This is a genomic window from Micromonospora sp. NPDC051924, from assembly GCF_055586005.1.
In genome coordinates this window covers 28,198-52,642 of the sequence record NZ_JBVJJA010000031.1, presented here as the reverse complement: position 1 = coordinate 52,642, position 24,445 = coordinate 28,198, and the positions used below count along the sequence as shown (strand labels likewise).

Here is a 24,445-nt window from a genome sequence, read left to right as displayed (position 1 = left end):
ACACTCGGCGGATGCGCGACGACCGCCCGTACGACCTTGTCCTCTTCGGCGCCACCGGGTTCACCGGCGGCCTCACCGCCGAGTACCTGGCCCGGCACGCCCCGGACGGGCTGCGCTGGGCGCTCGCCGGGCGCAACCCCGGCAAGCTGGCCGGGGTACGTGACCGGCTCACCGCGATCGACCCGGAGCTGGCCGGGCTGCCGCTGCTCACCGCCGACGTGACCGACCCGGCGTCGCTGCGCGCCGTGGCGGAGAGCGCCCGGGTGGTCGCCAGCACCGTCGGGCCGTACATCCACCACGGGGAGCCGCTGGTCGCGGCGTGCGCCGCCGCCGGCACCGACTACCTGGACATCACCGGCGAGCCGGAGTTCGTCGACCTGATGTACGTGCGGCACCACGCCGAGGCGGTGCGCACCGGGGCCCGGCTGGTGCACGCCTGCGGCTTCGACTCGGTCCCGCATGACCTGGGGACCTGGTTCACCGTCAAGCAGCTCCCCGCCGACGGGCCGGTCGCCGTGGACGGCTACGTCCGGGCCGGCGGCCGGTTCTCCGCCGGCACCTACCACTCCGCGCTCACCGCCTTCTCCCGTACCGGGGAGATGAGCCGGGCGGCGAAGGCGCGCAAGGCGGTCGAGCCGCGGCCCGAGGGGCGACGGGTGCGGGCCGTGCCGGGGAAGGTGGGCCGGGTGAAGGAGTTCGGCCTGTGGGCGGTGCCGCTGCCCACCATCGACCCGCAGGTGGTCCGCCGCTCGGCGGCCGCCCGCCCGGAGTACGGCCCGGACTTCCGCTACCGCCACTTCGCCGCGGTGAAACGGCTGCCGACGATCGTGGCCGCCGGGGTCGGCATGGCCGGCCTCGTCGGGCTGGTGAAGCTGCCGCCCACCCGGCGCTGGCTGCTCGGTCGGCTCTCCTCCGGACAGGGGCCGAGCGCCGAGCAGCGGGCGAAGTCCTGGTTCCGGGTCCGGTTCGTCGGCACCGGCGGCGGACAGACGGTGCGTACCGAGGTGGCCGGCGGCGACCCCGGCTACGACGAGACGGCCAAGATGCTCGCCGAGTCCGCCCTCTGCCTGGCCTTTGACGACCTGCCGTCGACCGCCGGTCAGGTGACCACCGCGGCGGCGATGGGCGACGCCCTGCTGGACCGGCTGGTCCGGGCCGGGATCACCTTCCGGGTGCTCGACGGGGGTGCGGCAGCTTGACCCTCGACCGGGTTGAGGGCCCAGGATCCGACGTCGTGGAGAGCGAACTGCGCAGCATCGGGGAGTTGGCCCGGGCCAGCGGGCTGACGGTCAGCGCGCTGCGGTTCTACGACCGCTCCGGCGTGCTGATCCCGGCGCTGGTCGACCCGGTCACGGGCTACCGCTGGTACACCGACGACCAGGTCGGGCCAGCCCGGCTGGTCGCCGGGCTGCGCCGCGTCGGCCTGCCGCTGGCCGGGATCGCCGAGGCGCTGCGGCACCGGCACGAGCCGGCGGTGGTGCACCGGCTGCTGGACGCGCACCTGCGCCGGCTGGAGGACGGTCTCGCCGACGTCCGCCGTGAGCTCTCCCGGATCCGCACCCTGCTCGACCTGGAGGAGATTCCCGTGACCACCCGACTCGTGCTGTCCCGCGCCGACCTGGCCGCCGCCGTGGACGCCGTCCGGTTCGCCGTCGGCACCGACCCCGACCTGCCGGTGCTGGCTGGCGTGCTGCTGGAGGTGGAGCCGGACGGCGTCCGGCTGGTCGCCACCGACCGGCACCGGCTGGCGGTGGCGCGGGCGGGTGGGAAGGTCGACGGACCGCCGGTGCGGGCGCTGCTGCCGGTGGACGCGGTCGACGAGCTTCGCGCCCTGCTCGACACCGGCGTGGGCATCACCCCGGAGGCGCACCTCCTCGTCGCCCCGGACCGGGTGGAGGTCTCGGTCGCCGGGCGCCCGGCGACCGCCGCCGCGCTGCCGTACGACTTCCCGGACTACCGCCGGCTGCTGCACGGCCAGGTCGGCGGCGCGCCGACGTACCGGGTCCCGGTCGACGTGGCCGCGCTGCGCGGCGCGCTCACCGCCGACGGCGCTCCGGTGCTGCTGCGGGAGTACAACGGGGCGAGCCACGAGGTGACCGTGCTCGGCCTGGACGACCGGGGCGGCCTGCGCCTGGTCGGGCCGGACGAGGCGGCGGATCCGGACGCGGTGCGGGTGGGGGTGAACCGGGAGTACCTGCTCGACGCCCTGGACGCCGGGGACCGGGGTCAGCTGGTGCTGGAGCTGGACGGGCCGATCGCCCCGCTGGCGCTGCGCCGCCCGGACGACGCGGACGCCTTCTCCGTCCTCATGCCGGTCCGCCTCTGACCCTGCCGCGCGGCTGGAGCGCGCGGCGGGGGCGGGCTGTCCGGGCCGGCCCGGGCCGGCGGGGCCGCGACGGTAGCATCTGGGGGTCCCACCTGACTGCCTGGACGGAGGCGTACGGAGCAGCATGCTCGACATGGAGTTGATCCGGAAGGATCGCGAGGCGGTGGCGACCGCGCTGGCGAAGCGTCTGGATCCCGCCGAGGTCAACCGGGCGCTGGACGAGATCCAGCGGCTCGACCAGGAACGTCGCGCCCTGATCACGGAGATCGACGCCGAGCGGCAGCGCCGCAAGGCGGAGGCGCGCGCGTACGCGGAGGCGAAGCGGTCCGGCGCCACGCCGGAGCCGGTCGCGCCGGAGGCCGAGCGCAAGCAGCTCGCCGAGCTGGAGTCCCAGCTGGACGAGGTGCAGTCCCGGCTGCGCTCCACCATGAGCGAGCTGCCCAACCTGCCCGCCGACGACGTGGTCGCCGGCGGCAAGGAGGCCAACCGGGTCGTCCGGACCTTCGGCGAGCCGCCGGCCATCGACAAGGTTCGCGACCACGTGGAGCTGAGCCGCGCGCTCGGCCTGGTCGACCACGAGCGGGGCGTCAAGCTCGGCGGCTCGGGCTTCTGGATGTACACCGGCATGGGCGCCCGGCTGGAGTGGGCGCTGGTCAACTGGCTGATCGAGCAGAACATCCAGGCCGGCTACGAGTTCCTGCTCCCGCCGCACCTGCTGCTGGACAGCGCCGGCTTCGCCGCCGGGCAGTTCCCGAAGTTCTACGACGACGTCTACCACCTGGACAAGCAGTCGGCCCCGCGCGGCCAGTTCCTGCTGCCCACCGCGGAAACGGCGATCCTCGGGGCGTTCCAGGACGAGATCCTGGAGACCGCGAAGCTGCCGCTGAAGGCGTTCGCCTACACCCCGTGCTACCGCCGCGAGGCGGCCGGTTCGCACTCGGACGAGCGTGGCACGGTGCGCGGCCACCAGTTCAACAAGGTGGAGATCTTCCAGTTCACCCTGCCCGAGCAGGCCGACGCCGCGCTGGAGTCGATGGTCGCCCACGTGGAGGGCCTGGTCGGGAAGCTGGGCCTGCACTTCCAGACCAGCCTGCTCGCGGCCGGCGACGCCAGCGCCGCGATGAAGAAGACCCTCGACGTCGAGGTCTGGATGCCGAGCACCGGCAAGTACAAGGAGGTGTCGTCGGTCTCCTGGGGCGGCGACTACCAGGCCCGCCGGGCGGCCATCCGTTACCGGGAGCCGGGCGGCAAGCAGACCCGCTTCGTGCACACCCTGAACGGTTCCGCGCTGGCCACCAGCCGGCTCTTCCCGGCCATCCTGGAGCAGTTCCAGCAGGCCGACGGCTCGGTGCTGGTGCCGGAGGTGCTCCGCGACAAGCTGGGCGTCGACCGGCTCACCCCGGTCCGCTGACCGGCTGACGAGCAACCACGGCGGGGGTCGGCGGAGCCGGCCCCCGCCGCCGTCTGCGCCGGCCCGCCACCACCAGCAGCACCGCCAGGGCGGCCGCCAACAGCGCCGGACCGGCCGCGTCCAGCCCGGCGACCAGGGACCGCTGCACGCGGGCCGCGGCCAGCACCACCGGGTCGCCGAACGCGTCGTGCCGGCCCCGGGCCAGGCGCACCTCGTACCAGCCGTACCAGGCGACGTAGCCGCCGGCGACCAGCAGCACCAGGCCGCTCAGCCGGGGCACCCACGCGCCGGCGCCGCGCAGCCGGGCCACCACCCGGCCGCGCAGCAGCGCCACGCCGAGCGCGGCCACCGCGACCACCAGGGCCATCCCCAGCGCGTACGCCCCGAAGAGCGCCAACCCGCGCAGCGGGGAGCCGGCCCGCAGGCTGGTCACCACGATCGCCAGGAACGGGGCGATCGCGCAGCTCAGCGAGGTCAGCGCGTACGCCATGCCGAACAGCGCCATGGACGGCAGCGAGCGGGTCAGCCGGGGCGCGCGGGTGAACGGGCGCGGGCCGGGCAGCCGGCGCCCGGCGAGCAGCCAGCAGCCGGCCACCGCCAGCAGCACGCCGAGGGTCACCGTCGTCCACGGCAGGCGGGGGCGCAACCAGTCCGCGAGGGGCGCGACGGCCAGCCCGAAGGCACCGAAGACCAGCACGTACCCGAGGGTGAGCCCGGCCGTCGCGGTGAGCGCCCGGCCCACCGCGCCGCGACCGTCGGCGGGGCCGGCGACCAGCAGCGACAGGTACGCGGGCAGCATCGCGAAGCCGCACGGGTTGACCGCGCCGAGCAGGCCCGCGGTGAGCGCGAGCAGCAGCGCGCCGCTCATCCGCGGGCCAGCGCTTCCACCTGCCGGGTCAGCGACTCGCCGTCGAGAAAGCCCCGCCGCACCACCCGGCCGTCCCGGTCGATGACCACGAAGGTGCTCTGCTCGACCACCTCGAACCGCCGCCACAACGTGCCGGCCCGGTCGTCCAGCTGCGGGGTGCCGGCCAGGTCGAACTCGGTGACGAACTCCTTCATCGCCGGCTGCTCGCCCAGCCCGGCGACCCCGACGACGGGCACGGTGTCCCGGTACCTCGGGGCGATCTCGGCGACGGTCCACGCCTGGCTGGCGCAGGTGGCGCACCAGGGCGCCCAGAACCAGAGCACCACCGGCCGCCCCGCCAGGGCGGCGGCGGAGAACTCCGTACCGTCGAGGGTCTTCGCGGTGAACCGCAGGGTCTCCGGAACCGTCGCCGGGACGGATGGCGGTGCCGAGGTCGGCGCGGCCGACGCGGCGGCGACCGCACCGACCGGCGCGGGCCGCTCGGGGCCGACCGCGCAGGAGGCCGCGCCGGCCAGCGCGGCGACCAGCACGGCGGCCGCGCCGAGACGCCGGGCCGGGCGGTCTGATCGCGGGGTGGTTCGTCGCATCCGCGTCTCCTCTCGGTCGGCTACTCGGCCTTGACCAGCCGGAGCGCGAGTTCGGGGCAGACCTTGACCGCCTTGAGCGCGCCCTGGCGCAGCCAGGTGGGCACCGGGGTGGGCGGGAAGGCGGGGTAGCCGTTGCCGTCGAGCCGGATGAAGTCCGGCACGACGTGGGCGCAGAGCCCGTGCCCGTCGCAGCGGGACCAGTCGAGGGTGAGCTTCTGCGGGTTCGCGTCGGGCGCGCCGGGCAGTCCCAGCACGCCCTTCACCCGCTTGCCGCAGCCCTCGCCGGTGGCGTGCAGCCGCAGGTCCTCGGCGAACACCTCCATGGCGGAGAGGGCGAACCGGGCGGTGCCGTCCGGGTGGCTGCACGCGCCGCGCCCCTTCACGTCGCCGGCCGCGGCCCGGACCACCTCGATCGGGGCGCTGCCGGAGACCGCGAGGTCGACGGCGCGGGCCAGGTCGGGCAGGCCCATCCTGCACGGCCCGCACTGCCCGGCGGACTCGCCGGACAGGTAGCGGACCACCTGGGCGGCCTCGCCGAGCGGGCAGGTGTCCCGGCCGAGCGGCACGATGATGCCGGCGCCCAGGGTCCCGCCGACGGTGGACAGGCCCTTGCGGGACACCTCCGCGCGGTCCGCCGCCTCCGGGGTGATCCACTTGCCGTGGTAGCCGCCCACCAGGATGCCCGGCCCGTCGGGCACCTCGCACAGTTCGAGGATCTCCCGCAGCAGGGTGCCGGCGGCGCACTCCACCACGGCCGGGCGCCGCGCCGCCCCGGTGACGGTGAGAAGCACCGTGCCCGGCTCGTCGTCGGTGCCGAGCGCGGCGTACTCGTACGGGCCGAGCCGCGCGGCGACCGCGAGCTGGGCGTACGTCTCGGCGTTGGAGAGCAGGGTGGGCAGCCCGTTCACGCCCGAGTCGCTGGACCGTTTCTTGGTGCCGGGCGGGATGTGCGGCAGTCCGTTGATGCCGTTGACCAGCGCCCCGCCCTCGCCGGAGATGAACCGGTGCGGCACGGTGACGATGCTGGTCGGCACCGGCATCCGCCGCTCCTGCAACGCCTCGGTCAGCGACGGCCGGCCGATCTCGTCGTCGGCCACCCCGATCACGATCTCCTCGGCGTCCAGCGCGTACGCCGCGAGGGCCGCACCGTCGAGGACGAGGTGCGGGGCCCGGGTGAGCAGTACCTTGTCCTTCCAGCTCGCCGGCTCGCCCTCGGTGGCGTTGACCACCACCACCGCGGTGAGGTCCTGCCGCTCGCAGGATTCCAGCACCGCGCGCAGCTTGCCGGCGAACGGGAAGCCCGCGCCGCCCTTGCCCTTGAGGTCGATCGCCTCGGCGAGCCGGAGCAGTGCGGCCGGCTCCATCGGCCCGATCGGGCCGTGCACGTGCTCGTGGGCCATCAGGTCGAGCCGGCGGAACTCGGCGAAGCCGGCGGTGAGCCGGGGCTCGCCGACGCAGGCGACCGGCGGCACTGCGGTCCGCATCATTTGGCCTCGCCCCGCAGCCCGGCCCAGTACGCCCCGTCCACCGCGTCCGCGCTGGCCCGCCGCCGCCGGCTGGACCGGCTCTCTCCGGAGGCGCGCAGCGCCCGGCGGGAGGCCAGGTCGACCAGGGTCGGGGTGTCGTCGACGAAGGCCTCCTCGGGGGCGTAGCGGGCCGGCGGGCGCCAGTAGTCCGGCTCGTCCGGCACGTCCTCCTCGACGCTGTGCCGGCCGCCGCCGCTGCGCGGTGCCGCCGAGATCGGGCTGCCGGACGCCGGGCCGCCCGAGATCGGGTCGGCCGAGACCGGCTCGCCGGAGACGGGCTGGCTCTCCCACCGGCGTGGGCTGTCCCACGGCTCCTCGGGCTCGTTTCTGCGGCGCGGCGGGGCCGGATACCGGGCGGCGTCGGGTGGGGTGGAGTACCGCGTACCGGAGTCGGGCGGGGCGGAGTGCCGGCCGCCGGCGTCCGGCACGGCCGAGTAGCGGGTGGCAGCGTCCTCGTCGGCCCGGGCCCGCCGGCTGACCCGCTCCTCCTCGTCCCGGTAGCGGCGGGTGGGACGCTCGTCGTCGCGGCGGCGGGCCGCCGGGACCCGCTCGCGCAGCGAGCCGGGCGCCGGCACCACCGGTACGGCGAACCGCTCCGGGTCGCGCCGCCGGGCGGTGCCGGCCGGCGCGGTCCAGGTGGCGGTGGTCTCCGCCCAGCTCGACTCGCGGCCCGGGGCGCGGCTCTCCTTCTCCTCCCGGCCGGCGCGCCGGCGAGTCAGTCCGGCGAGCAGACCCCGGCCCTCCGCCTTGCCGGTCATCGCCTGGTTGAGCGCGGCGGCCTGGTGCTGCTCCCGACTGCGCCGGCCGACGTGGACGGAGAGGCGGACCAGCAGCGCCACCACCACCAGCAGCACGCAGGCCAGGTAGCTGAGGACCACCCAGGTCTTCGCGGCGCGGCCGGCGTTGAGCCCGTGGACCAGCGCGAACGGCCAGGAGACGTACGCCATCGAGTGCAGCGCGCGCCAGAGCCACCTGGGGCCGACGTCGGCGAAGCGGACCCGGATCAGCCCGGTCCAGAGCACGCTCACCATGAGGAAGGCGGCGACGGTGCCCAGCCCGACGTAAAGGCCACTGCCGCCGATGAACGGCACGACGGCGTCGGTCGGGGCGGCCCGGCTGATGGCGATCTTGGTGACGATGTGGAAGACCAGCCCGGCCACACCGAGGATGCCGGTGGCCCGGTGCGCGGACTGGAGCAGCACCCGGTGCCGGATGAGCAGCACCAGCCGGTCGGTGGCGAGCAGCCCCAGCATCACGGTGAGGCTGAGCGAGACCAGGGCGACCACCCCGGCGAAGAACTCGGTGAAGAAGAATCCGTACGCGTACATGGTGGTGCCCGCGCCGGCCAGTTCGAGGCCGGCCCAGCCGAGGGCCAGCACGGACGCACCGAGCGCGACCATCGCCGGCTTCGACATGCTTCGGGCACCTCGGCTGCTGCTGGTGGTGCGGACGGTCGCGGCCTTCTCGTTCTGCTGTGCCCGGGCCATCTGCTCCTCGATCTCTCGCGGCGCCTGCTCCCCCTCCAGTACGGACCGACGTCCTGAACGGATGAGTCCGGTGGCGAAATTCTCGGCCGGTCCGTCGAACCGCCCCGACCCGCCGCGCGGGTAGCCGCATCTGGCACGAAGCGCAACGACGTATTTCCATCCGTTGACAGCCGTTGCAACACGCTTGTAACCTTGCCGAAAATTTCAGCCGGTCCTGCAAGAACCCGGCACCGCAACCCCTCCCCCCACACCCCGCCCCCGCACCCCCAGGAGTTCCGATGCATCGACGCCGATGCCGCTCGGCGGCCCTCGCCCTCGGCCTGGCCGCCGGCCTGCTCGTCCCGACCGCCGTGGCGGCACCCCCGGCCGCCGCGACCACCCCCGGCAGCAAGAAGGTCATCGTCCAACTCTTCGAGTGGAACTGGACTTCGGTGGCCAGCGAGTGCACGTCCACGCTCGGCCCGAAGGGCTACGGCTTCGTCCAGGTCTCGCCGCCACAGGAGCACGTGAAGGGCAACCCGTGGTGGGTCGCCTACCAGCCGGTCAGCTACCGGATCGAGTCCCGCAAGGGCACCCGCGCCGAGTTCCAGGCGATGGTGAACACCTGCCACAACGCCGGCGTGAAGGTCCTCGTCGACACTGTGGTCAACCACATGTCCGGTCAGGACAACGGCGGCACCGGCTGGGCCGGCACCACGTACGGCCACTACAGCTACCCGGGCAACTACGGGTGGCAGGACTTCCACCACTGCGGCCGCAACGGCAACGACGACATCGTCAACTACGGCGACCGGTACGAGGTACAGAACTGCGAGCTGGTCAACCTCGCCGACCTGGCCACCGAGACCGACTACGTGCGCACCCGGCTCGCCACGTACATGAACGACCTGCTGTCGCTGGGCGTGGACGGGTTCCGGCTGGACGCCAGCAAGCACATGCCGGCCGCCGACATCGCCGCTATCAAGGGCAAGCTCTCCCGCTCGGCGTACCTCGTCCAGGAGGTCATCTACGGCGCCGGAGAGCCGATCCAGCCGACCGAGTACACCGGCAACGGCGACGTGCACGAGTTCCGGTACGGCAAGGACCTGGCCCGGATGTTCAACAGCGAGCGGCTGGCGTACCTGAAGAACTTCGGCGAGGCCTGGGGCTACCTGCCGGGCAGCCAGGCGGTGGTCTTCACCGACAACCACGACACCCAGCGCGACGGCGGCGTGCTCACCTACAAGGACCGCGGCGAGTACGCCCTGGCGAACGCCTTCATGCTGGCCTGGCCGTACGGCACCCCGGCGGTGATGTCGAGCTTCACGTTCAGCAACAAGGACCAGGGCCCGCCCTCGGACGCCAACAACAAGACCTTGAACACCACCTGCTACTCCGGCTGGGAGTGCGAGCACCGCTGGCGGGTCATCGCCAACATGGTCGGCTTCAACAACGCCACCCAGGGCGCGGCGGTCGCCAACTGGTACGACAACGGCTGGCAGCACATCGCCTTCAGCCGGGCCGGCAAGGGCTACCTGACCCTCAACGACGAGGACTTCGCGATCACCGGCCGCTCCTACTACACCGGCCTGCCCGCCGGCCGGTACTGCGACGTCATCCACGGCGACTACAGCAACGGCTCGTGCAGCGGGCCGGTGATCACCGTGGACTCCAGCGGCTGGTTCGCCGCGAACATAAACGCGCACGACGCGGTGGCCATCCACATCGGCGCGAAGCTGCCCTGACCCGGGCCGCACCCCGACGGCCCCGCGTGGACCGGCTCGATCCGGCCGGTCCACGCGGGGACGGCGGACGGTCTGACCGCCTCAGCCGCCGAGCAGCCAGCCGTTCTCCTCGGCCACCCGGACCGCGTCGGCCCGGTTGCGGGCGCCCGTCTTGCCGATCGCCGCGGAGAGGTGGTTGCGGACCGTCCCCTCGGACAGGTGCAGCGTGGCGGCCAGCTCGGCGACCGTCCCGCCGCCCCGCGCGGTACGCAGCACCTCGGTCTCCCGCTCGGTCAGCGGGCTCGCCCCGGTGGCGAGGGTCTCCGCCGCCAGGGTCGGGTCGACGACCCGCAGCCCGGCGTGCACCCGGCGGACCGCGTCGGCGAGCTGCCGGGCCGGGGTGTCCTTGACCACGAAGCCGTTCGCGCCGGCCTCCATCGCCCGGCGCAGGAAGCCGGGGCGGCCGAAGGTGGTCACCACCAGCACCCGGCAGTCCGGCACCGCGGCCCGCAACGCCCCGGTGGCGGCGATCCCGTCCAGGCCGGGCATCTCCACGTCGAGCAGGGCCACGTCCGGCCGGGTGCGGCGCGCCTCGGGGACCACCTCGTCGCCCCGCCCCACCTCGGCGACCACGGTCAGGTCCGGCTCCAGCGACAGCAGCGCGGCGAGCGCCCCCCGGACCAGGGCCTGGTCGTCGGCGAGCAGCAGCCTGATCGGTTCGGTCATCCGGTCATCCTCCGTGCCGCTCGCCGGGCCCGGCCGGCACGGCCACCCGGAGCAGGAAGCCCCGGCCACCGGGGCGGTGGCCGACGGTGACGGTGGCGTCCAGCCGCCGGGCCCGCTCGCGCAGCCCGACCAGGCCGTGCCCCGCGTCGCCCGGCTCGCCGGCCGGCCCCCGGCCGTCGTCGCGGACCTCGACCGCCGCCGGCCCGACCCGGATCTCGCAGCGCCGCGCCCCGCTGTGCCGGACCACGTTGGTCACGCCCTCGCGGACCGTCCAGCCGAACAGCTCGTCCCGCTCCGGGGGCAGCGACGGCACCGTCTCCGGCAGTTCCGCGGCGATGCCCGCGGCGGCCAACGCCGAGCGGGCGCCGGCCAGCTCCGTCGCCAGGCTCGCGCCCCGGTACGCCCCGACCGTGCCGCGCACGTCGGCGAGCGCCTGCCGGGCCAGCCGCTCCACGTCGGCGATCTCGGTGGCCGCGCGGGCCGGGTCGAGCTCCAGCAGCCGCCCGGCCAGCTCGGCCTTGACCGCCACCACGGTCAGCGAGTGCCCGAGGATGTCGTGCAGGTCCCGGGCGGTACGGGCGCGCTCCTCGGCCACCGCGAGCCGGCGGATCTCCTGCTGGGCGGCCTGGAGTTCGGAGTTGCGCTGGGTCAGCCGGGTCACCCCGAACATGGCGAACGAGGCGAGCAGCACCGCGAAGACGACGGTGCCCTCCGCCTCCCAACCCGGCACCAGCGCGGCGGTCACCGGCGGCGTCAGCGCCGCCAGCACCACCACGACCAGCGCCTGCCGGTTCGGCAGCAGGAACACCGCCGCCGCGGCGACGAAGACCAGGGTGGTCAGCCAGTCGCCACCGGTGCCCGGGATGCCGGCGAGCCCGAGCCCGACCAGCAGCGCCAGGGCCACCCAGGCCGGGACGAGCGGGATGCTGCGGTGGGCCAACCGGTGGGCCCGGGCCCACTGGAAGACCCACACGTAGCAGACGCCGAAGGCGACCAGGGTCGTCGCCCCGACGACCCGCCGCCACACCTCGGCCTGGTGCAGCGCGGCGAGCAGCGGGATGTTGAGGAAGAAGAGCCAGACCGCGGCGAGCAGCCAGCCGGTGAACCGCCAATGGGTCACCGGCTGCTGCGCGCGCTCCGCCGGCAGGGCCACGGTGAACACGCTAACCTCCGCCGCCCGCGGGTCAGACCCGGCTGGTGTCGCGACGGAACAGCCGGGCCGCGCCGAGGCCGAAGAAGGCGGTCCAGGCGGCCACGTTGCCGACCGCCACCCAGTCCAGGCCGTCGCCGGTCAGCGGGGACCGGGCGAGCTGGCCGACGCCGTACACCGGGGTGAACTTGGCGATCTGCTGCATGACGTGCGGCAGCATGTCCAGCGGGAAGAACAGGCCGCCCAGCATGGCCAGGATCGCCAGCACCGGGCCCATGAACTGCATGACGTTCTCGGCCGGGGCGAGGTAGCCGACGAAGAGGCCGAAGGCGGCGAACACCAGCGAACCGAGCCACGCGGTCAGCCCGGACTCGATCCAGACGTGCACCGGCAGCTTGACCCCGGAGGCGGCGCCGACGGCGAACTCGACCAGCACACCCAGCAGGCCGAGCACCATCGCGGTGGCCACCTTCGTCGCCACGTACGCCGCCGGGCGCAGCGGGGTGAGCCGTAGTTGCCGGCTCCAGCCCAGCGCCCGCTCGGTGGCGACCGCCGCCCCGGCGCTGGTGGTGGCGACCATCGCGGCGTAGACGGCGAGGCTGATCATGATCCAGCCGGTCACCGGCAGGCCGTTGTCCAGGTTCTGGCCGCGCTGCGGCAGCCCGAAGAGCAGGAAGAAGACCGCCGGCATGACCAGGATGAAGACCAACGTCCGGCGGTTACGCAGGACCCGGCGGATCTCGATGCCGAGTACGGCGGTGGTGAACCCGCCCAGGGCGGGCGGCCGGCGGTCCCCGGTCGGGGTCGAGGCGGTGGTGGGTGAGGCGGTGACAGTCATCTCGGGCTCCGGTGTCAGCGGGTCGGCGGTCAGGCGGTGGTGGTCAGGGCGAGGAACGCGTCCTCGAGGTTGCGCGAGGTGATCTCCAGGTCCCGGGCGGCGGTCCGGGTCAGCAGGTGCCGGGCGAGGACGTCCGAGTCCTCGGTGTGCACCAGGACCGCGTCGCCGCGTACCTCGACCGCCTGCACGCCGGGGAGCGCGGCCAGCGCGGCCTGGTCGGCGCCGGGCAGGGTGGCCCGGACGAGCCGGCCGGCGGCCAGGTTTTTGATCTCGGCGGTGGTTCCGTCGGCGACCACCCGGCCCTGGCGGACCAGCACGATCCGGTCCGCGTACGCGTCGGCCTCGTCGAGATAATGGGTGGCGAAAAGGACGGTCCGGCCGGACCGGGCGTCGGCCCGGATCGCCCGCCAGAAGTCCCGTCGGCCCTCGACGTCCATCCCGGTGGTCGGCTCGTCCAGCACCATCAGGTCCGGGTCGGGCAGCAGGGCCAGGGCGAACCGAAGCCGCTGCTGCTGGCCGCCGGAGCACTTGCCCACCGGCCGGTCGGCGAGGTCGGCGATGCCCGCGCGCTCCAGCACCTCCGCCACCGGCCGGGTGCGGCCGTAGAAGTGCGCCGTCATCCGTACCGTCTCGGCGACGGTGAGGTCCTTGAGCAGCCCGCCGCTCTGCATCACGGCGGCGACCCGGCCGAGCCGGACGGCCTCGGCCGGGGTGCCGCCGAAGAGCCGGACGGTGCCGGCGTCCGGGCGGGCCAGGCCGAGCAGCATGTCCACCGTGGTGGTCTTGCCGGCGCCGTTGGGGCCGAGGAAGGCCACCACCTCCCCCGGCTCGATCCGGAGGCTGAGTCCGTCGACGGCGGTCACCGGGCCGAAGGTCTTGGTGAGTCCGGCCAGTTCGACGGCCGGTGCGGTGTCGGTCATGACCATGATGGTCCGGCCCCCGGCGTCCGGTTCCCCGGAGCGGGCGTCACCTTCGGGCCATGACATTTGTCAGGCCCCGCCCGGGCGGGCGGACGCACCGCCCGGGCCGGGTCCGTCAGTGCCCGCCGCCGACCCGCGCCCGGCGGGGCAGCAGGAAGGCGCCGAGGAGCGTGACCAGCAGCAGGCCCAGCTCCGCGACGAGGGTGAGCCGTACCGCGTGCGACACCCCGTGCCCGATCGCGTCGAAGAAGACGGTGCCGAGCAGGGCGACACCGAGCGCCCCGCCGAGCTGCTGGACGGCGGTCAGGGTGCCGGAGGCCGAGCCGGTCTCCTCCTCGGCCACCCCGGAGAGCACGATGTCGAAGAAGGGCGCCATCACCAGGCCCATGCCGAAGCCGACCGCCAGCAGCGCGGGGGCCATCCGCCAGGGGGTGACGTGGTCGCCGACCAGGTGGAGGGTGAGCAGCATCCCGGCGACCCCGGCCAGCACCACCACGAGTCCGAGGTGGATGAGCCGGCGGCCGAGCCGTTGGGCCAGCCCCGCCCCGGCGATGACGAACGCGACCACCATGCCGAGCGCCTGCGGCACCCCGGCCAGCCCGGCGCGCAGCGGCGACCAGCCGAGCCCGAGCTGCAGGTAGAGGCTGAACACCAGCGAGAAGCCGGCGAGCGCGGTGAAGAAGGCCAGGCCCGCGACGAGCCCGCCGGTGAACGCGCGGCGGCGAAACAGGGTGGGCACCACCAGCGGGTCCCGCCCGGCGCGCTGCCGGCGCAGCTCGTACCCGGCGAAGACCGCGAAGACCGCGGCGGCCCCGGCCAGCATGGCGAAGGCCCACCAGGGCCAGCCGTGCTCCCGGCCCTGCACGAGCGGATACACCAGGAGCAGGGCGCCGAGCGAGACGAGCCCGACCCCGGGCAGGTCGAGGCGGCTGGCGTGGGTGACGCGGGACTCGGGCAGGAAGCGCGCCGCACCGACGGCGGCGAGCAGGCCGAGCGGGACGTTGATGAGGAAGATGGCGCGCCAGCCGGTGCCGGCGAGGTCGGCGTCGACCAGCCAGCCGGCCAGGATCGGGCCGCCGACGGCGGAGATCCCCATGACCGGGCCGAACGCGCCGAAGGCGGCGGCGAGCTGCTTCGGCGGGAACATCTCCTTGATCAGTCCGAGGCCCTGGGGCAGCAGCACCGCCCCGAACAGGCCCTGCGCCACCCGGGCGGCGATCAGCGTGCCGGGGCCGGCGGCGAGCGCGCAGGCCGCGGAGGCGGCGGTGAAGCCGAGCACCCCGATCAGGAACATCCGGCGCCGGCCGTACAGGTCGCCGAGGCGGCCGCCGGTGACCAGGCCGACGGCCATGGCCAGGGTGTAGCCGGCCCCGATCCACTGGATCACGGTGGGCGAGCCGCCGAGGTCGGTGCGGATCGCCGGTCCGGCGAGGTTGGTGACCAGCACGTCGAGCAGGTCCATCACCTCGGCGGCGAGGATCACCGCCAGGGCGTACCAGCGCCAGGGGTGGCCGGCGGGCTCCGTCCCTGCCTCGTCCGGCGGCGCCGGTGAGGCGAGTTCGGTCGTCATGACGTCCTCCGATGCTTCGAACACTGTTCGTTGACGAACACTGTTCTATCAACGAACAGCGTTCGCAGCAAGTACGATGTTCGAGTCCCCGATCCGGAGGTCGTCCGTGAGCGAACAGCCCGCCCCGCCCTGGCGTACCCGACCCCGCGGCCGCGCGCCCCGACAGGCGCTGAGCCAGCCGGCGGTGGTCGACGCCGCCCTCGCGGTGATCAGCCGGGAGGGGCTGGGCGGGCTCAGCATGCGCCGGGTGGCCCAGGAGCTGGGCACCGGGCCGGCCTCGCTCTACGCCCACGTCTCCGGGCGCGAGGAGCTGCTCGAGCTGCTCGTGGACCGGGCCAGCGCGGAGATCACCGTCCCGGCGCCCGATCCGGACCACTGGACGGCACAGGTGCGGGACGTGGCCCGGCAGGCGTACCGGGTCTACGCCACGCACACCGAGCTGGCGCTCGCCTCGCTGGCCACCATCCCCAGCGGGCCGAACGCACTGCGGGTCACCGACGGGCTGCTCGCCATCCTGCGGGCCGGCGGCGTGCCGCCGCAGCCGGCGGCCTGGTTCCTGGACCGGCTCTTCCTCTACATCGCCGGGGACGCCTACGAGGGCGCCCTGTACGCGGAGAAGGTGCGCGCCTCCGGCCAGGACCAGCGGACCTGGTGGACCCGGCTGCGGGCGCAGCTCACCGACTACTACCGGAGCCTGCCGCCCGGCCGCTACCCGCACCTGCAGGAGCACCTGGCGGAGCTGATGAACGGCGACGGCGACATCCGCTTCGAGTTCGGGCTCGACCTGCTGATCCAGGGAGTCGCCGCGCACGTCCCCGCCGGGAGTGAGCGCGACCGGGCTGGGTAACCAGCGCACTCGTCCGACGTCACGGAACGGGGGGCCAGACCATGGGGGTACCGACGGGACGGGTCGACACGATCGTGCTGATCCACGGACTCTGGATGACCTCGCGCAGCTGGGAGAAGTGGGTCGACCGGTACGCGGCGCGCGGTTTCCGGGTGCTCACCCCGGCGTGGCCCGGGATGGACCGGGAGGTCGAGGAACTGCGGGAGGATTCCACGCCGATCGCCAATCAGCGGATCACCGACATCGTCGACCACTACGCGGCGATCATCCGGGACCTGCCCCGGCCGCCGATCATCATGGGGCACTCGTTCGGCGGCCTGATCACCCAACTGCTGGTCGACCGGAAACTCGGCGCCGCCGGCGTCGGCATCCACCCCGCCCAGATCAAGGGCGTGCTGAAGCTGCCGCTCGCCACGTTGCGCTCCTCATACTCGATCCTGCACAACCCGGCCAACCGCCATCGCGCGGTGCCGTTCACCCGGGAGGACTTCCGGTACTCCTTCGGCAACACGATCAGCCAGGAGCAGTCCGACGCGGCCTGGGAGCGGTACGCCGTACCCGGCGCCGGTCACGTGCTGTTCGAGGCGGCGTTCGCCAACCTGAACCCGGACGCGACCACCGAGGTCGACAAGAGACGGAGCGACCGGGCGCCGCTGCTGCTCACGGCCGGCGGCGAGGACCACGTGGTGCCCCCGTCGGTGGTGTCCAGCAACGCCAACCTCTACCGGGGCTCGACCGCGATCACCAGCTACCAGTTGTTCCCCGGCCGGTCGCACTTCGTCGGCGGTGAGCCGGGCTGGGAGGAGGAGGCGGACTACGCGCTGGAGTGGGCGGTCGAAGCAGCCAACGAGTTCTCCCCCACCGTGGTCAGCGAGGCCCCCCGCCGCTGAGCGAGGAGCTGTCGCGCTCGGCCACCGCCGCTGCAACCTGGCGCGGCGGGCGTGCTTCCCCGGTCAGCTTCTGCCAGAGGAACTCGAGGGTCAGCGCCCAGATGAAGGCATGCTGCTCGTTGTTCGCCGCCGCGCCGTGCCCGCCCTCGACGTTCTCGTAGTAGGCCACCTCGTGGCCGGACGCGCGCAGCCGGGCCGCCATCTTACGGGCGTGCCCCGGGTGCACCCGATCGTCCCGGGTCGAGGTGACGAACAGGACCGGCGGATACCGCCGATCCGCGCTGACGTTGTGGTACGGCGAGTACCGGCGTAGCCAGGCCCAGTCGGCGGGCCGGTCCGGGTCGCCGAACTCGGCCATCCAGGAGGCCCCGGCCAGCAGCCGGTGGTAGCGGCGCATGTCCAGCACCGGCACGTGCGCGACGACCGCGCCGAACAACTCCGGGTGACGGGTCAGCATCACGCCCGTCAACAGCCCGCCGTTGCTGCCACCCTCGATGCCGAGTTGCGCCGGCGTGGTGATCCCCCGGGCAACCAGGTCGGTGGCCACGGCGGCGAAGTCCTCGTACGCCCGGGTCCGGTTCTCCCGCAGCGCCGCCCGGTGCCACGCGGGCCCGTACTCCCCGCCGCCCCGGATGTTCGCCACCGCGTACGTGCCGCCCCGGACCAGCCAGCCCCGGCCGATCCCGCCGCTGTAGTGCGGGGTCTGGCTGACCTCGAAGCCGCCGTAGCCGGTGAGCAGGGTCGGGCCGGCGGGGGCTCCGGGGTCGCCCACCAGGAAGTACGGCACCCGGGTGCCGTCGGCCGAGGTGGCGAAGAACTGGCGTACGGCCAGGCCGGCCGCGTCGAAGAACACCGGCTCCCGCTTCAGCGTCTCGACTCCCCCGCCGATCCGCCCGAGCCGCAGCGTCGCCGGTCGCAGGAACCCCTCGGCCGCGAGCAGGTAGTCGTCCCCGGTGTCCGGGTCGGTCTCCACGACCGAGCTGTGGTCGGACTCGGTCACCCCGGCCAGCGGCTCCCGCCGCCAGCCGTCCGGGCCGGGGGTGAGCACCTCCAGCCGGCTCCGCACGTCGGCGAGGGTGGCCACGATGAGGTGGTCGCGGGTCCAGACGTGGTAGCTGAGCGCGGTGCGCGGATCCGGCCGGAAGAGCACCGTCAGGTCCCGCCCGCCGTCGAGGAAGTCCTCGAACCGGGCCGCCAGCAGCGCCCCGGCCGGGTGGGTGACCGCGCCGACGGTCCACGGCGAGCGCAGCCGGATCAGCAGCCACTCCCGCTGCACGTCCCACTGGGCGTCCTCCGGCACCGCGATCCGGCGCCGCTCCCCCGCTCCGGTCAGCAGGTAGCTCTCGGTGCGGTAGAAGTCCAGGCTGCGGCCCACGAAGTCGCGCTCGAACCCGGGGGTGTGGTCGTGCGAGGCGTACACGCCCAGATCGTCCACCTGAGCCTCGTGGACAATCTCGGCCGCCGACAACGGTGTGCCGCGCCGCCACCGCTTGACCAGGCGCGGGTAGCCGGACGTGGTCAGCGAGCCCGGTCCGAAGTCGGTGGCGACGTAGAGCTGGTCGGCGTCGATCCAGCAGACCGCGCTCTTGGCCTCCGGCAGCGTGAAGCCGTCCGCGACGAACACCCGGCGGACCAGGTCGAACTCGCGTACCACGACCGCGTCGGCGCCGCCCCGGGACAGGCTGATCAGGCAGCGGTCGTACCCGGGCCGGAGGACCGTCACCTCCTGCCAGACCCAGTTCTCGCCCTCCCGCGCGGCCAGCGCGTCGACGTCCAGCAGCACGTCCCACTCGGGCTCCGAACGGCGGTACTGGTCGAGGGTGGTCCGGCGCCAGAGCCCGCGCGGATGGCTGGCGTCGGTCCAGAAGTCGTACCAGAAGTGGTCGCCCCGCCAGCCGGGGTAGGGAATCCGGTCCTCCGCGTCGAGCACCTGCCGGATCTCGGTCCGCAGTGCGGCGAACCGCTCGCTCCCCGTCAGCGCGGCCAGGGTCTCCGCGTTGCGCTTCCGCACCCAGGCGGCCGCCTCCGCCGCGTCCAGGTCCTCCAGCCAGAGGTACGGGTCGTCAGCGTCGTCGGTCACCCTCGCCAGTGTTCCCGACGCGTCGAGCCGAGCCAGTCGGACATCCGACCCAGTGACGTCGTCCCGGGGTGCGGATGTGTCTCGGCTTCGCCGGAGGGCCGTTGTGCCCTGGCATGGGGGACGGATACCCGGGTATGACGGACGCATGAGGGCGAGCTTCCGGCTTGGCCGGATCGCGGGCGTTCCCGTCGGGGTCAACTGGAGCGTCCTGGTCATCTTCCTGCTGATTGCCTGGGCGCTGTCGGCCAGCCTGTTCCCGCGCTCCTACCCGGGTCACTCGGGCGTCGCGTACGTCGCGGCCGGGCTGGCCGCCGCGGTGGTCTTCTTCTTCGGCCTGCTCGCCCACGAGGTGGCGCACGCCGTGGTCGCCAAGCGCAACGGGATCGGCGTCGAGGGGATCACGCTGTGGCTGTTCGGCGGGGTGTCCGAGCTGAAGGGCGAGGCCAAGGACCCGGGCGCCGAGCTGCGGATCGCCGGGGTGGGCCCGCTGGTGAGCCTGGTGCTCGGGCTCTTCTTCGCGGCCGTGGCCGTGCTGCTCGCCGTGGCCGGGGTGCACGGGCTGCTGCTCGGCGCGCTGTCCTGGCTGGCCGGCATCAACGTGCTGCTGGCGATCTTCAACGTGCTGCCGGCCGCGCCGCTGGACGGTGGGCGGCTGCTGCGGGCCGCGGTGTGGAAGGCCACGGGTGACCGGACCAAGGCCTCCGTGGTGGCCGCCCGCGCCGGTTGGGTGCTGGGCATCGTGCTGATCGCCTTCGGGTTGTGGCGGTTCCTGGTCGGCGCGGGGATCGGCGGGCTCTGGCTGGCCCTGATCGGGTGGTTCCTGATCGGCGCGGCCGGCATGGAGGAGCGGCAGGCCCGGATGGGCAGCGCCCTGCGCGGGGTACGGGTCGCCGACGTGATGACCCCGCAGCCGCAGACCGCCTCCGGGGACATGACGGTGGCCGACTTCGTCGACCACTATCTCTTCGCGTACCGGCACTCGGCGTTGCCGCTGACCGAGGAGGGGCGGCCGATCGGCCTGGTCACGCTCGACCGGGTACGCGGCATCCCGGCCGACCGCCGCGCCTCGACCACCCTGGGCGAGGTGGCGTGCCGCTCCGACGAACTGGTGCTCGCGTCCCCGGACGAGCAGCTCAACGAGCTGCTCCCCCGGCTCAGCGAGTGCGCCGACGGCCGCGCCCTAGTGGTGACCGACCAGCGGCTGGTGGGCATCGTCTCGCCCAGCGACATCAGCCGGGCGGTGCAGCGCGGCAGCATGCGCGACCAGACGACGGGGGTCAGTGGGGCGAGGGGGACAGCCGGGCGGTGAGTTCCGGTACGCCGGGACCGGTCAGCTCGCCGACGGCCGCGTGCCGCCCGGTGAGCAGGAGCAGCAGCGCCGCGATCGGCCCCGCCACCCGGGCGCCCTGACCGACCGACCAGTCGTGGTCGACGGCGGTGAACGCGAAGCCGTCGAGCCGGCGGCGGGCGTGGAAGGGCCAGCCCATGGTCCAGACCCGGGTCGCGGCGGTAGCGGCGGCCTCCGTCGGCATGGGGCGACTGCGGCCGAGCGGCACGGCGATGTCCTGGCCGTGCACCAGGATGTCCAGCAGCGGCTCCAGCTCGGTCACCATCGGCGCCGTGCGGCGGGAGCCGACCATGCCGCGCAGTCGGGCGGCGTGGTGCTCGGCGGGGAGTCGGGCCTCCCGCACCGCGGTGTCGTGGACCATGCGGTCGAAGTTCCCGCGGGCCCGGAGCATCGCCAGGGTGGCCGTCAGCATCCCGGTGTCGGCGAGCGTGAGGTGTGCGGCGACCTCGCGGACCCGCCAGCCGACGCAGAGCGAGGGCACCTCCCACTCCTGCGGCGAGAGGTGGTCGAGGAGGTCGGCCAGGCTGGCACGCTCGTCGTCGATGGTCCGCCAGATGTCGTCCCGGTGCATGCCCGCTCCCTGAATTTGGTACGATCCTCTGACCAATATTCGTCAGATTATCTGACCAAGTCAAGGGGGTGTCGTGTCCGCCGACGACGAGCTGAATCTGGGGCTGCTCTGCTTCATCGCGTACCGGGCCATGGAGACCCGCGTGTTCGACGCCGTCGCCGCCGCCGGGTTCGACGATCTGACCGTGGCGCAGGGCCGGGTGTTCGCGCGGATCGGCCCGGACGGCACCCGGGTCACCGAGTTGGCCGAGCATGCCCGGGTCACCAAACAGACGGCCGCCTTCCTCGTCGACCAGCTCGAACGGGCCGGCTACGTCCGCCGGGTGCCCGACCCGTCCGACGCGCGCGCCCGGCTGGTGACCATCACCGAGCGCGGCGCGGCCGCCGTCGCGGCGGCGCGAAAGGCCGAGGCGGAGGTCGAAGCCGAGTGGACCCGGCACCTGGGCCGGGGGGCCACCGCCCAACTCCGCGGTGCCCTCACCCGGCTCCGGGAGATCACCGACCCGTACCGGTGACCGCGCGGGACCCTCCGTCAGGTACGCGGGAAGTACCGGTCCAGCTCGGCGGTGCGGAACTTCCCGGCGGGGTCGAACTCGCGCAGCAGGGCGCGGAAGTCGTCGTACCGGGGATAGCCGGCGGCCGGGTCGCGGTCGAAGAGCTTGCCCCAGTGCGGTCGCGGTGCGAACGGCACCAGCCGCTCCTCCACCTCGGCCAGCACCGGCGCCACCGCCGCCGGGTCGCCGATCCAGGTGAAGTGGAACGCGACGCTGTCCCGCTCGTAGTTGGGGCTGAGCCACAGGCCGTCGGCGGCGATCGTGCGCAGCTCGCAGATCTGCAGCACGGCGGCGATCCGCTCGGCGGCCGGGTCCAGCGCGGCGAGCGCCGCGCCGGCGTCCGCGCGGCCGACGTGCCACTCGGACTGGAGTTCGTCGCCGCTGCTCGGGGTGAACCCGAGCCGGAAGTGCGGCAGCCGCTCGTGCCACGGCCCGGCCTCGCCGAGCTGGACCGTGCAGTTCTCCGGGGGCATGCCGGGCACCGGATGGGCCGGCACGTCGGCGGCGACGGTGCCCAGCCAGTCCGCCGGAGGTGGCGGCTGGTCGGCGTGCTGCTTGAGCCACACCTGGTCGAGCCGGGGCGAGCGCCAGTCGGTGAAGACGCTCGCGCTGTACGCGCCGTCGAGCGCGGCGTCCAGGGCCTCCCGCGGCAGGCCGAGCCGGACGTACTGCCGGATGTCGAAGGTGGGCACCACGTCCAGGGCGAGCCGGGTGACCACGCCCAGCGCGCCGAGGTTGACCACCATCCCGGCGAACCGGGGGTCGGCGCGGTCCACGGTGAGCACGTCCCCGTCGGCGGTCACCAGCTCCAGCTCCGCCACGCCGGTGGCCAGGTTGCCGTTGGCCCGGCCCGAGCCGTGGGTGGCGGTGGCGACCGCGCCGGCCACCGAGATGTGCGGCAGCGAGGCGAGGTTGGCCACCGCGTACCCCTCGGCGTGCAGCCGGGTGGCGACGTCGCCGTAGCGCAGGCCGGCGGCGACGGTGACGGTGCCCCGGTCCCGGTCCAGCGCGACGGTGGACGGCAGCCCGGCGAGGGAGACCAGGTCACCGGTGGTGTCGCCGAGCCGGTTGAACGAGTGCCCGCTGCCGACCGCCCGGACCCGGTCGGCGCGGGCCACCAGCCGGCGCAGCTCGTCCAGCGTCGACGGCCGGTGGCGGGCCCGGGCCGAGTAGCGGACGTTGCCCGCCCAGTTGCGGTCGGCGACGGGCGGCGGGGCGGGGACAGCAGCGGCGGGGTCGGTCACGCGGGGGTCGTCCGATCGGTCGGCGTGTCGGTGTCGGTCAGGGCGGCGCAGAGGGCGTCGAGCGCCGCGTCCACCTGGGCGATGTCGTACCCGCGCAGGGCCACCAGTAGTCCGGCGGCCCGGGCCTGCTCGATCTCCGCCCGCGCCGCCCGCCGCTCCGCCGGCCCGCCCTGGGCGAGCGCGTCCTGGGCCCGCCCGACCAGTCGGTCCACCTCGCGGACGTCGTAGCCGCGCAGCCCGTGGGTGAATTCGAACGCCGCCGTCGCGAACTCACCGGCGGACAGGGTACGCGCGTCGGTGAAGCGCCCGCCCGACCAGCGGGTCAGCGCCGCCACCACCTCGTCCGGGTGCTCCCGCACCTGGTTGAGGTCGAGCAGCTCCACGGCCGGACGCCGGTCGCGCGGGTGCCGCGCGGTGATCGGCACGCCGGCCGGGAAGCCCGTCCCCGGCACCCCGACCAGCCGGGCCGCCTCGTCGACGGCGAGCGCCTCGAACTGCTCCCAGCGGTACGTCCCGCGCAGGCCGGGCCGGCGCACGTCGAGGCACTCGGGCCCGATCACGAAGCGGAACGGCCGCAGCGCGCCGACCAGCACCCGGCCGGCGATCAGCACGACGCCGAGGGCGACCAGCATCCGCAGCAGCGAGCCCTCGACGGCGACCGCGAGCACCATCACCCCGGCCGCCACGCAGATGGCGGCCAGCGGCAGGTTGCCTCGACTCCGGTGCAGCTCCACGTCCCACCCCCGTCGTCGGCGCCGTCGTCCGGGTGCATCATCCGTCAAGGTGTCAAGCCACGGTTGCCCCGGTGCACGGCTCAGAGCTGGCGCATCACCTCGGCGGCTACCAGGTCCAGGTGGTCCAGGTCGGCCAGGTCGAGCACCTGGAGGTAGACCCGCTGGCTGCCGGCGGCGGCGTACCGGCCGAGCTTGTCGACGATCTCGGCGGGGGTGCCGGCAGCGCCGTTCTCGCGCAGCTCGGCCGGTTCCCGGCCGATCACCGCGGCGCGGCGGGCCACCTCGGCCTCGTCCCGCCCGCAGCACAGCACCAGAGCGTTGGACCAGACCATGCCGGCCGGGTCCCGGTCGATCTCGGCGCAGGCGTCCTTCACCCGCTGGAACTGGGCCACCGAGTCCTCGACCGAGACGAACGGCAGGTTGAACTCGTCGGCGTAGCGGGCCGCCAACCGGGGCGTCCGCTTCGGGCCCATGCCACCCAGCAGGATCGGCGGGCGCGGCTGCTGCACCGGCTTGGGCAGCGCCGGTGAGTCGCTGACCGGGTAGTACTTGCCGGGGAAGTCGAAGGTCCCGCCGGCCGGGGTCGCCCAGAGCCCGCTGATCACCGCGAGCTGCTCCTCCAGCCGGTCGAAGCGCTCGCCGACCGGCGGGAACGGGATGCCGTACGCGCTGTGCTCCTCGGCGTACCAGCCGGCGCCGAGGCCCAACTCGACCCGGCCGCCGCTCATCTGGTCGACCTGCGCCACGGTGATGGCGAGCGGGCCGGGGAGCCGGAAGGTGGCCGCGGTCATCAGGGTGCCGAGCCGGATCCGTGAGGTGTCCCGGGCCAGGCCGGCGAGGGTGGTCCAGGCGTCCGTCGGGCCCGGCTCCCCGCTCACCGAGCCCATCTTGAGGTAGTGGTCGGAGCGGAAGAACGCGCCGAAGCCCGTCTCCTCGGCGCGGCGCGCGACGGCGAGCAGCTGGTCGTAGCTGGCACCCTGCTGGGGTTCGGTGAAGATCCGCAGTTCCATGCCCCGAGCATAGGAAGACCGGCGGGACCGCGCGCCTCGGGCAGTGGACCGGCATG

22 protein-coding genes are annotated in these 24,445 nt (G+C 74.2%); 8 read left to right on the top strand and 14 right to left on the bottom strand.

What is annotated here, in order from left to right:
• The first annotated feature begins 11 nt into the window (after window positions 1–11).
• The 3 genes from ACZ6S5_RS23360 to serS all read left to right on the top strand — a co-directional run bounded on the left by ACZ6S5_RS23360 (window position 12) and on the right by serS (window position 3,737).
• Window positions 12–1,199: a saccharopine dehydrogenase family protein gene (locus tag ACZ6S5_RS23360; protein ID WP_466003649.1), complete on the top strand. Its 1,188-nt coding sequence runs from the start codon at window positions 12–14 to the stop codon at window positions 1,197–1,199.
• A 47-nt stretch (window positions 1,200–1,246) separates the two neighbouring features.
• Complete coding sequence (locus ACZ6S5_RS23355) at window positions 1,247–2,326, top strand: DNA polymerase III subunit beta family protein (RefSeq protein WP_466003702.1); 1,080 nt, start codon at window positions 1,247–1,249, stop codon at window positions 2,324–2,326.
• 124 nt (window positions 2,327–2,450) lie between these two features.
• Entirely contained in the window at window positions 2,451–3,737 is a 1,287-nt protein-coding gene (gene serS, locus ACZ6S5_RS23350) for a serine--tRNA ligase (RefSeq protein ID WP_466003648.1), read from the top strand.
• On the opposite strand, the gene ACZ6S5_RS23345 is transcribed toward serS, so the two are convergent.
• Genes ACZ6S5_RS23345 through ACZ6S5_RS23330 form a run of 4 tightly spaced genes read right to left on the bottom strand, consistent with a single transcriptional unit; the run spans window position 3,721 to window position 8,205 of the window.
• Window positions 3,721–4,605, bottom strand: coding sequence for a cytochrome c biogenesis CcdA family protein (locus ACZ6S5_RS23345; protein ID WP_466003646.1), 885 nt, complete (start codon window positions 4,603–4,605; stop codon window positions 3,721–3,723). The two genes, serS and ACZ6S5_RS23345, sit on opposite strands and share 17 nt — an antisense overlap.
• Entirely contained in the window at window positions 4,602–5,192 is a 591-nt protein-coding gene (locus ACZ6S5_RS23340; protein WP_466003644.1) for a TlpA family protein disulfide reductase, read from the bottom strand. Before ACZ6S5_RS23340 ends, ACZ6S5_RS23345 begins: the two co-directional genes overlap by 4 nt.
• 20 nt (window positions 5,193–5,212) lie before the next feature.
• Window positions 5,213–6,679 carry an NADH-ubiquinone oxidoreductase-F iron-sulfur binding region domain-containing protein gene (locus ACZ6S5_RS23335; protein WP_466003642.1) on the bottom strand — a complete coding sequence of 489 codons (1,467 nt, stop codon included), beginning with the start codon at window positions 6,677–6,679 and terminating at the stop codon, window positions 5,213–5,215.
• Window positions 6,676–8,205 carry a hypothetical protein gene (locus ACZ6S5_RS23330; RefSeq protein WP_466003640.1) on the bottom strand — a complete coding sequence of 510 codons (1,530 nt, stop codon included), beginning with the start codon at window positions 8,203–8,205 and terminating at the stop codon, window positions 6,676–6,678. Before ACZ6S5_RS23330 ends, ACZ6S5_RS23335 begins: the two co-directional genes overlap by 4 nt.
• Window positions 8,206–8,483: 278 nt before the next feature.
• Between ACZ6S5_RS23330 and ACZ6S5_RS23325 the strand changes: the two genes are divergently transcribed.
• On the top strand, window positions 8,484–9,929 hold the full coding sequence (locus ACZ6S5_RS23325) for an alpha-amylase (protein ID WP_466003638.1): 1,446 nt from the start codon (window positions 8,484–8,486) through the stop codon (window positions 9,927–9,929).
• 81 nt (window positions 9,930–10,010) lie between these two features.
• Here the strand turns inward: ACZ6S5_RS23325 and ACZ6S5_RS23320 are convergent, their stop codons facing one another.
• The 5 genes from ACZ6S5_RS23320 to ACZ6S5_RS23300 form a co-directional block, all read right to left on the bottom strand.
• Window positions 10,011–10,634 carry a response regulator gene (locus ACZ6S5_RS23320; protein ID WP_466003636.1) on the bottom strand — a complete coding sequence of 208 codons (624 nt, stop codon included), beginning with the start codon at window positions 10,632–10,634 and terminating at the stop codon, window positions 10,011–10,013.
• Window positions 10,635–10,638: 4 nt separating this feature from the next.
• On the bottom strand, window positions 10,639–11,796 hold the full coding sequence (locus ACZ6S5_RS23315) for a sensor histidine kinase (RefSeq protein WP_466003634.1): 1,158 nt from the start codon (window positions 11,794–11,796) through the stop codon (window positions 10,639–10,641).
• A 22-nt stretch (window positions 11,797–11,818) separates the two neighbouring features.
• The gene (locus ACZ6S5_RS23310; RefSeq protein ID WP_466003632.1) at window positions 11,819–12,622 is read right to left on the bottom strand and encodes an ABC transporter permease; all 804 of its coding nucleotides are present in this window, start codon (window positions 12,620–12,622) and stop codon (window positions 11,819–11,821) included.
• Between the two features lie 29 nt (window positions 12,623–12,651).
• Window positions 12,652–13,542, bottom strand: coding sequence for an ABC transporter ATP-binding protein (locus ACZ6S5_RS23305; protein WP_466003630.1), 891 nt, complete (start codon window positions 13,540–13,542; stop codon window positions 12,652–12,654).
• Between the two features lie 115 nt (window positions 13,543–13,657).
• A complete protein-coding gene (locus tag ACZ6S5_RS23300) occupies window positions 13,658–15,112 on the bottom strand; it encodes an MFS transporter (protein WP_466003628.1) in 1,455 nt (484 codons plus the stop codon).
• Window positions 15,113–15,218: 106 nt separating this feature from the next.
• Here ACZ6S5_RS23300 and ACZ6S5_RS23295 point away from each other — a divergent pair, with 106 nt between their 5' ends.
• Complete coding sequence (locus ACZ6S5_RS23295) at window positions 15,219–15,959, top strand: TetR/AcrR family transcriptional regulator C-terminal domain-containing protein (protein ID WP_466003626.1); 741 nt, start codon at window positions 15,219–15,221, stop codon at window positions 15,957–15,959.
• A 41-nt stretch (window positions 15,960–16,000) separates the two neighbouring features.
• The gene (locus ACZ6S5_RS23290) at window positions 16,001–16,849 is read left to right on the top strand and encodes an alpha/beta hydrolase (RefSeq protein ID WP_466003624.1); all 849 of its coding nucleotides are present in this window, start codon (window positions 16,001–16,003) and stop codon (window positions 16,847–16,849) included.
• Here ACZ6S5_RS23290 and ACZ6S5_RS23285 read toward each other — a convergent pair.
• Window positions 16,827–18,929, bottom strand: a complete 2,103-nt coding sequence (locus ACZ6S5_RS23285; RefSeq protein WP_466003622.1) for a prolyl oligopeptidase family serine peptidase — start codon at window positions 18,927–18,929, stop codon at window positions 16,827–16,829. The genes ACZ6S5_RS23290 and ACZ6S5_RS23285 overlap by 23 nt on opposite strands.
• A gap of 145 nt (window positions 18,930–19,074) precedes the next feature.
• Between ACZ6S5_RS23285 and ACZ6S5_RS23280 the strand changes: the two genes are divergently transcribed.
• Window positions 19,075–20,238 carry a site-2 protease family protein gene (locus ACZ6S5_RS23280; RefSeq protein WP_466003621.1) on the top strand — a complete coding sequence of 388 codons (1,164 nt, stop codon included), beginning with the start codon at window positions 19,075–19,077 and terminating at the stop codon, window positions 20,236–20,238.
• Here ACZ6S5_RS23280 and ACZ6S5_RS23275 read toward each other — a convergent pair.
• Complete coding sequence (locus tag ACZ6S5_RS23275; protein ID WP_466003619.1) at window positions 20,207–20,848, bottom strand: maleylpyruvate isomerase family mycothiol-dependent enzyme; 642 nt, start codon at window positions 20,846–20,848, stop codon at window positions 20,207–20,209. The genes ACZ6S5_RS23280 and ACZ6S5_RS23275 overlap by 32 nt on opposite strands.
• 73 nt (window positions 20,849–20,921) lie before the next feature.
• On the opposite strand from ACZ6S5_RS23275, the gene ACZ6S5_RS23270 reads away from it, so the two are divergent.
• Window positions 20,922–21,362, top strand: a complete 441-nt coding sequence (locus ACZ6S5_RS23270; protein ID WP_466003618.1) for a MarR family winged helix-turn-helix transcriptional regulator — start codon at window positions 20,922–20,924, stop codon at window positions 21,360–21,362.
• 17 nt (window positions 21,363–21,379) lie between these two features.
• Here the strand turns inward: ACZ6S5_RS23270 and ACZ6S5_RS23265 are convergent, their stop codons facing one another.
• The 3 genes from ACZ6S5_RS23265 to ACZ6S5_RS23255 all read right to left on the bottom strand — a co-directional run bounded on the left by ACZ6S5_RS23265 (window position 21,380) and on the right by ACZ6S5_RS23255 (window position 24,389).
• Window positions 21,380–22,645 carry an FAD-binding protein gene (locus ACZ6S5_RS23265; protein WP_466003616.1) on the bottom strand — a complete coding sequence of 422 codons (1,266 nt, stop codon included), beginning with the start codon at window positions 22,643–22,645 and terminating at the stop codon, window positions 21,380–21,382.
• Window positions 22,642–23,379 carry a hypothetical protein gene (locus tag ACZ6S5_RS23260; protein WP_466003615.1) on the bottom strand — a complete coding sequence of 246 codons (738 nt, stop codon included), beginning with the start codon at window positions 23,377–23,379 and terminating at the stop codon, window positions 22,642–22,644. The genes ACZ6S5_RS23265 and ACZ6S5_RS23260 overlap by 4 nt, the downstream gene beginning before the upstream one ends.
• An 80-nt stretch (window positions 23,380–23,459) precedes the next feature.
• On the bottom strand, window positions 23,460–24,389 hold the full coding sequence (locus tag ACZ6S5_RS23255; RefSeq protein WP_466003613.1) for an LLM class F420-dependent oxidoreductase: 930 nt from the start codon (window positions 24,387–24,389) through the stop codon (window positions 23,460–23,462).
• Window positions 24,390–24,445: the final 56 nt, after the last annotated feature.

What these genes read in the sequence shown, in the direction of transcription:
- ACZ6S5_RS23360 (WP_466003649.1), top strand. Translation starts at nt 12, where the DNA reads ATGCGCGACGACCGCCCGTACGACCTTGTCCTCTTCGGCGCCACCGGG.
- serS (WP_466003648.1), top strand. Translation starts at nt 2,451, where the DNA reads ATGCTCGACATGGAGTTGATCCGGAAGGATCGCGAGGCGGTGGCGACC.
- ACZ6S5_RS23345 (WP_466003646.1), bottom strand. Translation starts at nt 4,605, where the DNA reads ATGAGCGGCGCGCTGCTGCTCGCGCTCACCGCGGGCCTGCTCGGCGCG.
- ACZ6S5_RS23340 (WP_466003644.1), bottom strand. Translation starts at nt 5,192, where the DNA reads ATGCGACGAACCACCCCGCGATCAGACCGCCCGGCCCGGCGTCTCGGC.
- ACZ6S5_RS23335 (WP_466003642.1), bottom strand. Translation starts at nt 6,679, where the DNA reads ATGATGCGGACCGCAGTGCCGCCGGTCGCCTGCGTCGGCGAGCCCCGG.
- ACZ6S5_RS23330 (WP_466003640.1), bottom strand. Translation starts at nt 8,205, where the DNA reads ATGGCCCGGGCACAGCAGAACGAGAAGGCCGCGACCGTCCGCACCACC.
- ACZ6S5_RS23325 (WP_466003638.1), top strand. Translation starts at nt 8,484, where the DNA reads ATGCATCGACGCCGATGCCGCTCGGCGGCCCTCGCCCTCGGCCTGGCC.
- ACZ6S5_RS23320 (WP_466003636.1), bottom strand. Translation starts at nt 10,634, where the DNA reads ATGACCGAACCGATCAGGCTGCTGCTCGCCGACGACCAGGCCCTGGTC.
- ACZ6S5_RS23310 (WP_466003632.1), bottom strand. Translation starts at nt 12,622, where the DNA reads ATGACTGTCACCGCCTCACCCACCACCGCCTCGACCCCGACCGGGGAC.
- ACZ6S5_RS23305 (WP_466003630.1), bottom strand. Translation starts at nt 13,542, where the DNA reads ATGACCGACACCGCACCGGCCGTCGAACTGGCCGGACTCACCAAGACC.
- ACZ6S5_RS23300 (WP_466003628.1), bottom strand. Translation starts at nt 15,112, where the DNA reads ATGACGACCGAACTCGCCTCACCGGCGCCGCCGGACGAGGCAGGGACG.
- ACZ6S5_RS23290 (WP_466003624.1), top strand. Translation starts at nt 16,001, where the DNA reads ATGGGGGTACCGACGGGACGGGTCGACACGATCGTGCTGATCCACGGA.
- ACZ6S5_RS23280 (WP_466003621.1), top strand. Translation starts at nt 19,075, where the DNA reads ATGAGGGCGAGCTTCCGGCTTGGCCGGATCGCGGGCGTTCCCGTCGGG.
- ACZ6S5_RS23275 (WP_466003619.1), bottom strand. Translation starts at nt 20,848, where the DNA reads ATGCACCGGGACGACATCTGGCGGACCATCGACGACGAGCGTGCCAGC.
- ACZ6S5_RS23255 (WP_466003613.1), bottom strand. Translation starts at nt 24,389, where the DNA reads ATGGAACTGCGGATCTTCACCGAACCCCAGCAGGGTGCCAGCTACGAC.